The organism is Xenorhabdus sp. IM139775 (genome assembly GCF_028598745.1).
Lineage (GTDB): Bacteria > Pseudomonadota > Gammaproteobacteria > Enterobacterales > Enterobacteriaceae > Xenorhabdus.
Genome location: NZ_JAQRFK010000044.1, coordinates 16653 through 29829 on the forward strand (window position 1 = coordinate 16653; position 13177 = coordinate 29829).

General features: G+C 46.9%; 12 protein-coding genes and 1 pseudogene. 7 read left to right on the forward strand and 6 right to left on the reverse strand.

All coding sequences use genetic code 11. The annotated features are described in order from the left end of the window. Positions 1-39: 39 nt before the first annotated feature. Genes PSI17_RS10600 through PSI17_RS10615 form a run of 4 tightly spaced genes read right to left on the reverse strand, consistent with a single transcriptional unit; the run spans position 40 to position 3315 of the window. The gene (locus PSI17_RS10600; RefSeq protein WP_273551966.1) at positions 40-1068 is read right to left on the reverse strand and encodes a TerC/Alx family metal homeostasis membrane protein; all 1029 of its coding nucleotides are present in this window, start codon (positions 1066-1068) and stop codon (positions 40-42) included. Between the two features lie 27 nt (positions 1069-1095). After that, positions 1096-1551 (reverse strand): tellurite resistance TerB family protein, encoded by a 456-nt coding sequence (locus PSI17_RS10605; RefSeq protein ID WP_273551967.1) that lies wholly within the window; start codon positions 1549-1551, stop codon positions 1096-1098. A 43-nt stretch (positions 1552-1594) separates the two neighbouring features. Next, a complete protein-coding gene (locus PSI17_RS10610; RefSeq protein ID WP_273551968.1) occupies positions 1595-2728 on the reverse strand; it encodes a TerD family protein in 1134 nt (377 codons plus the stop codon). Beyond that, on the reverse strand, positions 2725-3315 hold the full coding sequence (locus tag PSI17_RS10615) for a TerD family protein (RefSeq protein ID WP_273551969.1): 591 nt from the start codon (positions 3313-3315) through the stop codon (positions 2725-2727). Before PSI17_RS10615 ends, PSI17_RS10610 begins: the two co-directional genes overlap by 4 nt. A gap of 422 nt (positions 3316-3737) precedes the next feature. On the opposite strand from PSI17_RS10615, the gene PSI17_RS10620 reads away from it, so the two are divergent. From PSI17_RS10620 to PSI17_RS10640, 5 genes are all read left to right on the forward strand, one after another. Further along, the gene (locus tag PSI17_RS10620; protein ID WP_273551970.1) at positions 3738-4907 is read left to right on the forward strand and encodes a phosphoribosyltransferase domain-containing protein; all 1170 of its coding nucleotides are present in this window, start codon (positions 3738-3740) and stop codon (positions 4905-4907) included. Then, a complete protein-coding gene (locus PSI17_RS10625) occupies positions 4900-5685 on the forward strand; it encodes a hypothetical protein (RefSeq protein ID WP_273551976.1) in 786 nt (261 codons plus the stop codon). The genes PSI17_RS10620 and PSI17_RS10625 overlap by 8 nt, the downstream gene beginning before the upstream one ends. Then, the gene (locus PSI17_RS10630) at positions 5678-6757 is read left to right on the forward strand and encodes a cysteine protease StiP family protein (protein WP_273551971.1); all 1080 of its coding nucleotides are present in this window, start codon (positions 5678-5680) and stop codon (positions 6755-6757) included. Before PSI17_RS10625 ends, PSI17_RS10630 begins: the two co-directional genes overlap by 8 nt. Further along, positions 6757-7680, forward strand: a complete 924-nt coding sequence (locus PSI17_RS10635; protein WP_273551977.1) for an HpcH/HpaI aldolase/citrate lyase family protein — start codon at positions 6757-6759, stop codon at positions 7678-7680. Before PSI17_RS10630 ends, PSI17_RS10635 begins: the two co-directional genes overlap by 1 nt. A gap of 165 nt (positions 7681-7845) precedes the next feature. After that, the gene (locus PSI17_RS10640) at positions 7846-8331 is read left to right on the forward strand and encodes a tellurium resistance protein TerW (RefSeq protein ID WP_273551972.1); all 486 of its coding nucleotides are present in this window, start codon (positions 7846-7848) and stop codon (positions 8329-8331) included. Between the two features lie 73 nt (positions 8332-8404). Here PSI17_RS10640 and PSI17_RS10645 read toward each other — a convergent pair whose 3' ends face one another. Both PSI17_RS10645 and PSI17_RS10650 read right to left on the reverse strand, forming a co-directional pair. Continuing rightward, positions 8405-8899, reverse strand: a complete 495-nt coding sequence (locus PSI17_RS10645) for a TIGR00645 family protein (protein WP_273551973.1) — start codon at positions 8897-8899, stop codon at positions 8405-8407. A 99-nt stretch (positions 8900-8998) separates the two neighbouring features. Then, entirely contained in the window at positions 8999-11212 is a 2214-nt protein-coding gene (locus PSI17_RS10650) for a TonB-dependent siderophore receptor (RefSeq protein WP_443256022.1), read from the reverse strand. A gap of 320 nt (positions 11213-11532) precedes the next feature. Between PSI17_RS10650 and fes the strand changes: the two genes are divergently transcribed. After that, positions 11533-12813, forward strand: coding sequence for an enterochelin esterase (gene fes, locus PSI17_RS10655; protein ID WP_273551975.1), 1281 nt, complete (start codon positions 11533-11535; stop codon positions 12811-12813). Positions 12814-12859: 46 nt separating this feature from the next. Continuing rightward, positions 12860-13068, forward strand: a pseudogene (locus PSI17_RS10660) (MbtH family protein). Positions 13069-13177 lie beyond the last annotated feature (109 nt).

Consider the following 13177-nt stretch of genomic DNA (forward strand, 5'->3'; position numbering starts at 1 on the left):
ATTACGTCGTGTTAATTAGTTAGATTTTACTTACCGGATTTAGCTGGCATTTTCTTTTTGCGGAAACAGCAGGCTGGCAAGAATACCCGCTGCCAGCACGCCAATCACCACAAATAAGCTACTTGTCGCTGAAATCGAATAGCCGTGGTGGAATATGTGCTCAGAAGCGTTCAGGCCCAGTTTAGCGGCAATAAAGAACAGTAAAACGATCACGGCCTTTTCTAAATGCACCAGATACTTTTTCAATGCTTCAAGCACAAAATAGAGTGTACGCAGGCCCAAGATAGCAAACATCATGGCGCTGTACACAATTAAGGGTTCCCGGCTGACGGCAATAACCGCAGGAACAGAGTCAAAGGCAAACATCACGTCAGACAATTCAACCACTGCCAGACACAGCATCAGTGGCGTCGCATAAAGCGCAGCTTTACCCACCAGACCCACTTTTACATCGGCGTTTTCTGGCTTAGCCAGCTCCTCATCCACTTCCTTCTGGTTCAGGACAAAAGCATGACCGCGCAGTTTCGGCCAAATCGGGAAGAAACGCTTCACCAGACGATAGGCAAGGTGCTGTGAATAGTCTTCAATTTCATCATCATCGTCCCCGCTTTTCAGCATCATGACGGCTGTCCAGCCAACGATAACCGCAAACACGATCTCAACCCATGGCCCAAGCGCCAACAGGCTTGTCCCGATGGCAACGAAAATGCCACGGAAGATAATGGCGCCGATAATCCCCCAATATAGGACGCGATGGCGGTAGCGGTCTGGCACGGCGAACCAAGAGAAAATCGCCATGATGACAAACAGGTTATCGACAGACAGGACTTTTTCCAGTGCGTAGCCCGTGATAAACAGGCTCGCAGTTTCCGCGCCGTGATGAATGTACAGGAAGCCCGCGAAAACAAAGGCGATTGCTATCCAAAAAACAGACCAAAGGGCGGCACTGCGCAGTGAGATCGGCTTATCATGACGATGCATAAAGAGGTCGATAAAGAGCGCACCAACCGACAGAATAATAAATACAGCAACGGTTTCCATCGGAAAACCAATGTGCGTGGATACCATGAAGTAAGCCTCTTGGGTTATCTGCGATTACAGTTCGAAATCAGCCGGCGCAAAGCCAAGGGCCAGGCAAATTTCACGGGCCGCATTTTTTTCGTCGTTATCAAAGTCACCATCACTCTTGGCGACGGCGATCCCGACGCGCAAAGCAAGCTGCGCCGCTTCTGGCTGCTGTTTCAGGGCCATGATGAATTTCATCGCTTCACCTTTGCCGATGTCAGCGTCAAATTCATAGCTGCTGACCAATTTGTTAAAGAACTCGATGATCTCAGAGGTATCGAAGACTTTCAGTTCGGGGGAATTTTTGATGAACCCGATCATCTTCTGTTTTTCTTCGGTACTGACGCCGTCACTCGCCATGGCAACGTGTGCACATACGGCCACGGTGCCTTCCATGAATTTTCTGTTTTTGAAGCGACCAACTTGGTTAGTCAGTTCATCACGGCCCGCGTTGAACGCTGATTTGATTTTGTTTAAAAAGGACATGAGTCCCTCCGCTGATGTAAATACGAATTAATTTAAATAACAGTTACTTACTTCCTGATGTCCAGCTAAAGCCCCAGCCAAACGCCCTGTCCATCTCTTTATGCCCGCTGAAGTATTGATTGATACGCTCGACTTTGATGGCACCGTTTTCATTCACAAGACGGGCAATGGCACACATGCCGTTGCTGTTGTTACCTTCTGTCATACGGGTTTCAATCGGGGGCTGGTCAGGAACAAAGAGAGTGACGACACCGTCGGTTTTGTTCCAGCCAGGCACGCCTTCGTAGATAAAGGCGTAGATCAAAATTTCACTGATGTTTTTCCATTCAAGGCCGTTGATGTGAAGCCATTCACCGTCACGCATATTACCGGTACGATCATCGCCCTGTAATTCGACATACGGTTCATGACGGTAATCGCCAAAGCGGTTCCCCAATGCCTGAATAACGTCTTTTCCCCCGTCTTGCTGCCGGACGAATGCGCCGAGATCCAGATCCACGCCTTTGTTTGAACCAAACATGCCTTGCAGTAAGCCTTTTGACGAGGCGGAAGTCTGATTCCAGTTCAGATTGACGCGGATTTCACCGTAATTGTCGCGTTTGCTCAGACTGATGGCTGGTTTCTCTTTGGTCAGGGAAACCTTGCTCAAATTCACAGGGTTTGGCGCTGGTGCCGCATTATCCTCAAGGATATCGACGCCAAAATGCTCTGCCAGTGGTTTGAGACCGCCATTAAAGCCTTGGGCGATGAAGCGGAATTTCCACTCACCATTCCGGCGATACAGTTCGCCGAGGATCAAGGCCGCTTCCGAACGGCCTTGTACTTCAACATCTCCCTGCAAAATGACACTACTGTTCAGTTCGACCCGAATGGAAAGGTTATGCAGATTGGAAATTGTCTGGTGACCGTCGCATGTTGCGGAGAATGCGACCTTCTGGACATCCTGACTTAATGCAGGCAAGTTGACGCTAAATGAGGTATTGATGTTGCCGCCTGTCAGGCGAATGGTGTTGTCGTCATTGACCGTCTGGCCGTAGAACACCATGTCTGGATCGCCCTTAACTTTGCCATCGGCATACAAACGAAAGGCAGAAACATCCACGGCTGAACCCGATAGAACCCGGACAGTGAGCACTTGGTTGGAAACGGGGGCATTGCCCCCGGGTGTCAAATTCATGAGTTGATCACCGTCTCAACGATCTGCGGGAACATGGCGTCAATCGTTCGTCCAGAACAAGGGACGCCATGTGCCGTGAAATCCCACTGACCCTCATTGCGGCACAGGGAAGAGATGATAATGCCAGTGTGAGCGCCTTGCTCATTCAACTGATAGCGTGCCAGTTCCTTGCCGCGTTGGTCAACGACGCGGCAGAAGGCATTCTCAACGTCATTAAAGCTTTGCCCACGAAAACTGTTAACGGTAAATGCGAGGTATTCGACATTGGCGGGCAGTTTGATCAAATCGACGCGGATAATTTCATCATCCCCGTCACCTTCGCCCGTCAAATTGTCGCCGGTGTGTTGTATCGAACCGCATTTGGATTTTAATTGGCCGAACCACACGGTATCGATGGCATTACCGGATTTATCAAGCAGAATGCAGCTTGCATCCAGATCAATTTCATCACTGCCACCACCGAATAAACTCGCCAGAAAACCTTTCTTTTTGGTCACAGGATCCCATCCCAGGCCAAAATCCACTTTAGCCAGTGATGTGCTCTGTTTGGCGAGCGAAACTGACTGATTTTTGCTTAACGAAACCATTAATGACACCTCTATTCTGTTTGTCGGTGAATGACGGTAATTTCACGCATTAAAAAATCATAATATGACAAATAGATAGCCTGAATCTGTCATATTATGATTCCCATAAACAGTCTGTCTGGCAGTTAACTGTATGATAGAAAACAATCTAGTCGCGTTTTGTATGATTTCCTTTCCATGCAGAAAAGTCAAACAAATTTTGCTCTAAAAAATCATAATATGATTGACATGTACTTATTGCCGACTCTAGACTGCGCTGTATATTTCACCGAATTAAGAATAAATGCTGAAAGTGACCATATTGACTTTCGGTAATTTAACAATTGTTTCCGCCTGAAGAGCAAAATTTGATTTATGAACAGATAGATATCGCTTTCATCAATCACCTCAAATAGGCGGAAATTTTTTTAAAAGGCATCATCATGACCGTGTTGAATGACACCGATGTTTATGAAAAACCAGCGCATAACCAACAGACGTATCAAAAAAAATTGAACAGCGGGACGTTGACGGTGACGGCATCCCGTGGCATTGCCTCTCTGGAAACCCTGTTTGATATCGCTGAACGCCGTAATCCCAAAAGGGCATTTCTATTTGTCAGCAAGGTGTTGGGACGACATATTCCGGTCAAGCCATCGATCATGCGCTCGGTTTATCAGCAATTGGCTGGGCGATTCCCGGCGCATCTTCCTGGCCCTGCCTTGTATATTGGAATGGCAGAAACGGCTGTCGGGCTGGCGGCGGGCGTGTTTCAGGAAACAAAACACAAAGTCAATGAGCCTGTGTTTCTGACTTCGACACGTCATCCGGTTGATGGGGATTTATTGTGTGAGTTTAAGGAAAATCACAGCCATGCCACGGATCACCTGATTTATTGGCCGGCAGAAGCCCGCTTGCGCCAACGGGTGAGCAATGCCCGAACGCTGGTTCTGATTGATGATGAAGCCACGACCGGCAATACGTTCCTTAATTTGCTGGATGCGCTGCGTGGTGCCGGGCTTGAGCATATTGAACAGATTGTCACCGTGACATTAACGGACTGGAGCGGGAAATCGGTGGTGAAACGCAGCCCGCTGCCGGTGTCTGAGGTGTCTCTGATTGAGGGGAGTTGGCAGTGGGAAGCCGATATCTCTGCCCCGGTTCCGGTGATGCCGCAGGTCAATGTGACGGCGAGGGGGAAAATCAACATTATTGGTCAACAGAGCGGGGGACGCTTGGGGCTGGATGAGATCCAGTGTGATATTGGTGCAGCGATCAATATCCGGGCGGGTGAAAACGTGTTGGTATTGGGTTCCGGTGAATTTGTCTGGCAGCCGTTCCTGCTGGCTGAACGGCTTGAGCAGGAAGGTGCATCGGTGGTATTTGGTTCGACAACCCGCTCTCCTATCTCTTGCGGTCATGCCATCCAATCGGTCATGGCTTTTACGGATAATTACGGACTTGGCATCCCGAATTTTCTCTACAATGTGGCGCACCAGACGTTTGATCGTATCTTGCTCTGTCTGGAAACGCCAAAAATGTCGGTTGATCCGGCGTTGATGGCACAGCTTGCCCGTCTTTCTCCGGTGGTCGAGATCGTTGGATATGATTAAGCCTGTCTTTTTGACTGATCTTGATGACACACTATTTCAATCTCGCCGTAAGCTGGCAGGAACTGCGGATATATCATCCTTGCGTGTGGGCGCGCTGGATAGACAACATTCGCCCCACAGTTATATGACCGAAGAACAGTCCATGCTGGTTGATTGGTTGTTGGCCCATGCGGAGGTGATTCCGGTCACCGCCAGAAATAGCGAACAGCTTAACCGTGTACAGCTCCCTTTTCGTTCTTGGTGCATTGCCTCGCAGGGTGCGCTGATCCTGACACCAGAAGGGTCGGTTGATGAACATTGGCAAGCGCACATGCTGTCAGAATTAATGTCGTACCGGGATCAATTGGGTGAGTTGGAACGCCTGAGCCATCGTTTGATCGCATCTTATGGTATGGAGGCATGGGCGCGCCTTGATTATGAGTATGGTGATGTACCTGTTTTCTTAATTATTAAACACCGTCATCACGATAGGTTAGATGAGCTTAATCGACTGGCTGAATCCCTGTCCCAAGAAAATGATTTCCATCAAAACTTTTATTTCCATCAAAACAATAACAATCTTACGGTGCTGCCAAAGTGTGTAGATAAGGGATTAGCTACTTGTCACCTTTTGCAAAGGCTTCGTGCCGAAAGAGGCATGTTTCCGGTTATTGGCCTCGGAGATAGCCTGAGCGATCACCGTTTCATGCAACTGTGTGATTGGTTTGGTATGCCTCAGCAAAGCCAGTTTGCTGACACATTAATGACTGACTTATTTGGAGCTGTAAATAATGAATAGCTTTCCCCCTTTCTCTGGGAGTTATGCTTCTGATGATGTTCAATTTTTGCTGGAACCCGTTCAAATTGAGATGACGCCTGTTGATGTTAAGGAACAGTTGATCCAGTCCGGCGAGCGGCACTATTCGGATATGCTAAGTCAGGAGCCAGAGCCAACGTCTTATCACCTTGAACTGTTTGATAAGGCGCTTGAACAGGGGGGCATCCGGTTGGCGACGGACGTTATCATGCTCGCCAAGGCATTGATCTCCCGTTTGGGTGATACGCCGATTGTGCTGGTCAGTTTGGTCAGGGCGGGGGTTCCTTTGGGCGTGATGCTGCATCAGGCACTCAAGAAAATGGGAAAATGTTCTTATCACTATGGCATCAGCATCATCCGGGATCGCGGCATTGACAGTACTGCACTCGCGTATATTGAGCAAAAACACGGGACGGGTGGGGTGGTATTTGTTGATGGCTGGACGGGCAAAGGCGCGATTAGCACTGAGCTGGCGCAATCTTTGGCAGGGCGGGCGGGGTATTCGGGTATTCCGCGTCTGGCGGTATTGGCTGATCCTTGTGGCTGTTCATGGCTGGCAGCCAGCGATGATGATTGGTTGATCCCTTTCGGTATCATGGGGGCACCGGTATCGGGGCTGATATCACGTTCGATCTGGCGTGAAAACGGGCTACACGGTTGCGTGCAGTGTGATCACCTGATTAAGTTTGAGTGCAGCCGCTTGCTGGTGGATACCGTTGCTGATTGTCGTGATCGATTGGATTGGGATGCGATACCCGGAGCGGTTTGGTTGCCGCAGGAAAAAAATGCTTTGCAGCAATTGAGCAAAACGGTGATGACCAATCTGGCTGAAAAATACCAGATTGACAGTATCAACCGGATTAAACCGGGTATTGCAGAAGCAACCCGCGCCGTATTACGGCGTGTGCCAGAACATGTGCTGGTGCGTTGCCAAGATGATCCTGATGTTGCCCTGCTGGTTCACTTGGCACGTCAGAAACAGGTCGTTATTACGGAAGTCGGTGATCTGATCGGTCAATATCGTGCAGTCACTATCATTAAGAAGGTCGCGTGATGAAACCCATCCCTTCTCCATATCAACTCGGCGCAACGCTATATATGCCAGCTACTCGCCAAGACATTGCAGAAATTGTGTTACAGAATAAGCTCCCCGAACTGCGCTCGCTGGTTATTTGTCTGGAAGATGCGGTCAGTGAACAGGATATTCCCGTTGCCATCGAAAATCTTCAGGGGATTATGCAGTCCTTGGCGCAAGCTGATCGCTTTTCTGCCAATATCGGGCACCCCCGTCCCTTGGTTTTTATCCGTCCGCGTCATGAAATGATGGCGGAGTATCTGGTTGCCAACGTGGATCTCAGTGCCATTGATGGACTGGTTTTGCCTAAATTTACCCAAGCTGCGTTGTCTGGCTGGTGGGATATTATTGGTTCAACCCATCTGTACATCATGCCAACCCTGGAGAGTGAAGAGGTGTTTGATGTCCAGAAAATGAATCAGCTTGCCGACATGCTCAAAAAACACCCCTGCAAAGATCGCATTATTGCCTTGCGTATTGGCGGCAATGACCTGATGAATGTCATGTCCCTGCGGCGTTCCCGTCATTTCACCCTTTATGATGGGCCGATGGGATATACCATTAAAATGCTGGTTGCCGTTTTTGCTACGCGGGGGTTTGCCCTGACTGCACCGGTTTGTGAGCACATTGACGACCTGAGCTTGCTTGAGAAAGAGCTGGAATTGGATATTGCTCATGGTCTGGTGGGAAAAACGGCCATCCATCCACGGCAGATTAAATGTATCCAGCAGGCGCTGATGGTCAGTGCCCATGATTATACCGAAGCGCTAAATATCCTGAATGCCAGTGAAGCGGTTTTCAAGTCGCAGGGGGTGATGTGCGAACCGGCCACCCATCAACGCTGGGCCGTGAATATGCTTGAGCGGGCAGAGCATTACGGTATCGAGCCTGAGGCAGCATAGGATCTTAACTTAACGCAATTAATCCAATTAACCCAACGAAAGTATTGTTAAGGCTTTTCATTCGTTTTGATATTGATTTAGTTGTGATAGCAGCTATGCTGAAAATTATTTTCATCGTTAACCGTAGGGAGTTTGAGGGATTTATCCCTGACTTGGTAATAAGAAATGCTGCTTAATCCCAAACAATTTAGAAATTTCAAGTTAACTTTATTACTTTCGCATGGAAAGCCGATGAGTAAAGCCAAGATCATTAAGGCGCTTAATTGTTCGGAGCCAACATTAACACGTGCGTTGCGGGAATTGAGAGATCTTTACTGTGCTGATATCCGGTTTAGCAAAATGGGGAATACTTATCAATTAGTTGATAAGGGGATACTGACCAAAAAGGATGTGAGGAGAATTGAAGAGCTTCTTGTCCAGCACCTTAGTTTAAAAGCCGAAGACGCGGGCAGCCATGTTTTCCTCGATAAAGAGAAGAAAAAACCCATTTCTCTTTCTCTAAGAATGTCGGTAATCAGAAAAATTGATGGCTTGGCGAATCGCCTGGAAACAACCCGAAGCGAAGTGGTTGAAAGGGTCGTGGATCGGTTTATTGACAAATTGCTGAAAGAAGCCGTGAACGGAAATTCATCGCAGCGACGGGGCCCGTAATGCCAGCCGGTTGAGGACAACTGGCATCAGGGGGATGATGGTTGGTTTGCGTGTTCGTTTAATGCTTGATGGCTTAATGATGGTGGCGCGTGAGTTTATCGAGATATCCCATCATAAATGCGGACAAAACAAAGGTCAGGTGGATAATGACATACCACATCAGCTTGTTGTCCGGCACATTCTTGGCATCCATAAAGACACGCAGTAAGTGAATGGAGGAGATGGCGACAATTGAGGCGGCAACTTTATTTTTGAGTGAGGTGGCATCCATTTTCCCCAGCCAGCTCAATTTCTCTTTGCTTTCGTGGATATCCAGACTGGAAACAAAGTTTTCATAACCAGAAAACATCACCATGACCAGCAATCCACCGACCAGAGCCATATCAATCAGAGAAAGCAGTGTCAGGATGAGGTCGGATTCTGTAATAGAAAGAAGATGCGGCAGGATGTGCGTGATTTCCAAGAAGAATTTAACCGCAAGAGCAAATAATGCCAGTGATAAACCGAAATAAACCGGCGCAAGTAGCCAGCGAGAGGCATACATTGTATTTTCGAGAAAGCGTTCCATTGTGTTTTTTATGTGTGGCAAAAGGGGCGATAGTATAGATCATCACTCACAATGGCAGAAAGTTTTTGCCTTATGCCACTGAGGTAAATGCGTTCTGCCTTACCAGTTATATTCCACTGTGGCAACAATGCTGCGCCCGCTACCATAGAAGCAAGCTTCTACATTCGAGCACGAAGCGACATAACGTTTGTTGGTCAGGTTATTCACATTCAGTTGTATACTGGCGCCTTTTAATTGAAAGGCGGCTTCACCAAGATCATATTTCGCCATCAGGTCATAGAGGGTATAAGGATTGACGTGGAATGATTCTTTATAATCACCGGAGGTCGATCCGACATAGCGAACCCCAGCTCCCAATGTAAATCCTTTCAGTGCAGTTTGTGTGAAACTGTAGCTACCCCATGCAGAAGCGGCATGTTCAGGAATTGAAGGCACTTTTTTGCCAACACGTGCAGCCCTGCCGTCGCGTTTGGTTTTAGTATCTGTGTAACTATAGGCGGCTATCAGGTTGATTTCCGGCGTGATCTGAGAATGAATTTCGGCTTCTACGCCCTTTGAACCAATTTTTCCGATTTGCTCGCTAAACCGGATGACTGGATTACTGGTGGTTACGTTTTTCTGGGTGATATCGAACAGGGAAAATGTTAACAGGGTATCGTGGCCTTTGGGTTGAAATTTAATACCGATTTCAGTTTGCTCACCTGTTGTGGGTTTGAATGCTGCTGTACCAGGTGCCCCTTGCGCCAGGTTAGGTTCAAAGGAAGTGCTGTAACTGATATAAGGCGAAATGCCACTATCAAAGGCATACAATAAACCTGCCCGTCCGGTAAAAGCCCGATCTTTCTGTATCTTTGTTGTGCTATTGATCAGGTTCTGTTGTGTGGTTTCAGTCCAGTCATAACGCCCTGACAAAGCTAAGTTCCAGTTTTCCCAACTGAGTTGATCCTGTAAATAACCCCCTAACTGATGAAGTTTCTTTTTGTCATTTTGGATAAGGGACAGATCCTTTTCATTGGCAGGAATACCCCAAGTTGGGTTTGACCAATCAAAATGGTATTTTCCTTCCTTGTCTCGGTTACGCCAAAGCTTACTGTGATTATCTACCCATTTATAATCGATCCCACTGATGACGCTATGTTCAATATTCCCCATTGAGAAAAATGCTTTCAATTGGTTATCTACGCTGATTCCTTGAATTTCATTATGCTCACGTTGTGGAAAACGCCCAATCGTCGTCGGCGTGAGGTCTGTTGCATAAACTAAATATTTTGAACGTTCATCTGACCTTGAATAACGCAGATTCTGCTGGAAAGAGAAAACATCATTAATGTCATGTTCAAGAATGTAGCCAATAGAGGATTGTTCCCGTCTGGCTTGATTAAACGCAGGATCACTGAGATTCATGTTGTAAGGCATATAGCCTACATCGGTAACTGGCGTTACGGTGCCGATTTTGGGGTAGAAATTACGGTATCCTGCCTTGGGATCATACTGATAACTGGTCAGTAACGTAAACGTTGTATTGTTGTTCGGTATCCATGTCAGCGCGGGGGCGATGGCAATTCGTTCTTTTTTATAATCTTTGACGAACTGTTTTTGAGTGCTGACGAGACCATTTAAGCGATAAAGAACGGGAATATGATCACCCATTGCGCCACCGAAATCGAAGGCCAATTCACCCAAGCTATGATTACCCGCTTTCATCTGAACCTTACGAATGGTCTGTGCTGTTGGCCTTTTGCTGGTCATGTTAATCAAGCCGCCGGGGCTGACCTGACCGTATAGCACAGAGGCTGGCCCATGCACCAACTCCACGCGTTCCAGTAGCCAGGGATCAATTTGACCGACGGTGCCTGCTGAACTGTTTGAACCATAACTCAAACCATCAAGGAATTTAGGGGCATAACGAAAACCACGGGTAATCACTTCGTCATTGCGATTGGAAGAACCGCGGTAATTGGTCACAACACCACTTGAATAATTCAAGGCGTCAGCAACCGTCATCGCGCCTTGCGCTTCTATTTGTGTGCGATTGATAACGCTGATTGACTGGGGCGTTTTGATCAGGGGAGTGAGGCTTTTGGTGCCTGCGGCACTGTCTGATTCTACGAAGTTTTTTTCAGGGTGTCCGTTCATCTCTCCTGTGACAATGACAGTGTCTTCGTTGTTATTGGCAGTCCTATTATTATTTGCTGAGGCTTGTGGAGATAACAGTAAGGCGGAAGTTAGTGTTAAGAATAATTTATTATAGTTATTATTTCTTATTATTATTTTTTCGGTTTTCAATGTTTCATTTTGGATAGGCAGTACCATGGCTTTCATCTTTCAATATAGACGATATTAAAATAAATGATTAAAAATCAAATTTATAATTAAGGTTGTACTATTGTGTCCAGACTGAATTAAGTTGAATATTGAAGGCATCCTGCCGCGTTACCCTTGATAATGCTCCGTTAATTCTGGTAGCCAGTGATTAAGATTAATAAAATAAATTGGATAATATTGCAAACAAAAATAATTATCAATATCATTAGCGAATGATAATTATTTTGCTTTGGTGAGATCGTTGCGGGTGTGGTATCTCAAATGAATCTGTCATTTGTGAGCGGGATGTTTTTGAAGGAGATAAGGGGATGAAGTTAGTATTTCAGCCATCAGGTACAGTAGATAATTTATTGTCTGTCCCTCATGTTGGCAGCGAATTATGGTGGGAAAATATCGCTCATTTGGGAACCCCCATTATAGAAGTTGCAAGGGATCATCGAGTTAAAACGACCTTCTTTTGGCGGGATCCGAACGGGGATGAACGACACTCATATTTTCACCAAGTCTATATCGATATTAATGGCATCACTGATCACCACCGCCCACAGCCGCAGAGTTTACAACGATTGCCTGAAACGGATATCTGGTATTGGTCAGTAACCCTTGAAGATAACTGGAGAGGAAGTTATCGATTTATACCTGCCACGGAAACACATTTACTTCCCGAATTGTCCGGTGAAATCAAACAGCGCAAGCAGCAGCAACGTGAATGGTGGATTTCACTCTTTCCATTGTCTATTCCCGATCCTTTAAATCGACAGAGCGGCCATCGTAATGGGCTTGGTTTGTCTTTATCGGCAATTCATATGCCCCATGCACTTGAACAGACTGCATGGTTAGATGCTGTTCAGCCCGATAAACAAACGCCTTTGCCTTTGCATTGGCACAGTGATCGGCTGAACAATCAAAGGCGTGTCTGGCTTTATGCCACAGGGGAGGAAAACGCACATCCCCGTCCTCTTATTATTCTTTTGGATGGATTGACTTGGGCGGAGAGAATGCCGATTTTTCCGGTAATTGATGCAGCCACTGAAAAGCGGCGGATACCAGAAGCAGTTTGGCTTTTGATTGACGTTATTGATATGTCTCATCGAGAGCGGGAGCTTCCGTGCAACCCTGATTTTTGGCAAGCGATTCAGGATGAACTGTTACCGCTTGCCGCACAGTATGCTGTGTTCAGCGATGATCCTGAGCAAACGGTAATAGCAGGACAAAGCTACGGAGGGTTAGCGGCACTGTATGCTGCGCTCCATTGGCCGCAACGCTTTGGCTGTGTCCTGACGCAATCGGGTTCTTTCTGGTGGCCTGATAGCAAAATTGTTCGACAGCTTATGCCGTCTTCTGAACATAAACCCGGTTGGCTGACACAGCAGGTTCTTGAGCAAAAAGTGACGCCTTCGTCATTGAAAATCTTTCAGGAAGCGGGGTTCTGTGAAGCTGATATCCATTTTGTGAATGATCAAATGCACGCTGCATTGCAAGAGGCAGGTCACAACGTGAATTATCGCGTGTTTAATGGTGGGCATGATGTGCTGTGCTGGCGCGGCGGGTTAATTGATGGCCTTAGTTGGTTGCTGGCTGACAAATGAGATGACAAACCGGTTATTAAAATCCAAAAAATGATGAGAACCAACGATGAATCTGGAACACAAAAATCCTTTTGATAATGAAGTTACTTTTATGTACTGATAAATAAGCAACAACAGTATAGCCTTTGGCCAGCCTTTGCCGCGCAACCCGCCGGTTGGCAGCGGGTTATTGGTCCAGATTCACGTGCTGCCTGTATCGCATACATAGAAGAGCACTGGGTGGATATGCGACCAGCCAGCCTGCGTAATAGATAAATAAAATTGATGATTCTGATGGATTAACCTATCGATAAGAAAGGAAATCAAACGTGCCTAATGTATTGCAATGCTCTGAAATTAAATCAGTCAGTCTGACGTTACCGCT

What these genes read in the sequence shown, in the direction of transcription:
- PSI17_RS10605 (WP_273551967.1), bottom strand. Translation starts at nt 1,551, where the DNA reads ATGTCCTTTTTAAACAAAATCAAATCAGCGTTCAACGCGGGCCGTGAT.
- PSI17_RS10635 (WP_273551977.1), top strand. Translation starts at nt 6,757, where the DNA reads ATGAAACCCATCCCTTCTCCATATCAACTCGGCGCAACGCTATATATG.
- PSI17_RS10645 (WP_273551973.1), bottom strand. Translation starts at nt 8,899, where the DNA reads ATGGAACGCTTTCTCGAAAATACAATGTATGCCTCTCGCTGGCTACTT.
- fes (WP_273551975.1), top strand. Translation starts at nt 11,533, where the DNA reads ATGAAGTTAGTATTTCAGCCATCAGGTACAGTAGATAATTTATTGTCT.
- PSI17_RS10625 (WP_273551976.1), top strand. Translation starts at nt 4,900, where the DNA reads ATGATTAAGCCTGTCTTTTTGACTGATCTTGATGACACACTATTTCAA.
- PSI17_RS10615 (WP_273551969.1), bottom strand. Translation starts at nt 3,315, where the DNA reads ATGGTTTCGTTAAGCAAAAATCAGTCAGTTTCGCTCGCCAAACAGAGC.
- PSI17_RS10600 (WP_273551966.1), bottom strand. Translation starts at nt 1,068, where the DNA reads ATGGTATCCACGCACATTGGTTTTCCGATGGAAACCGTTGCTGTATTT.
- PSI17_RS10610 (WP_273551968.1), bottom strand. Translation starts at nt 2,728, where the DNA reads ATGAATTTGACACCCGGGGGCAATGCCCCCGTTTCCAACCAAGTGCTC.
- PSI17_RS10640 (WP_273551972.1), top strand. Translation starts at nt 7,846, where the DNA reads ATGCTGCTTAATCCCAAACAATTTAGAAATTTCAAGTTAACTTTATTA.
- PSI17_RS10630 (WP_273551971.1), top strand. Translation starts at nt 5,678, where the DNA reads ATGAATAGCTTTCCCCCTTTCTCTGGGAGTTATGCTTCTGATGATGTT.
- PSI17_RS10620 (WP_273551970.1), top strand. Translation starts at nt 3,738, where the DNA reads ATGACCGTGTTGAATGACACCGATGTTTATGAAAAACCAGCGCATAAC.
- PSI17_RS10650 (WP_443256022.1), bottom strand. Translation starts at nt 11,212, where the DNA reads ATGGTACTGCCTATCCAAAATGAAACATTGAAAACCGAAAAAATAATA.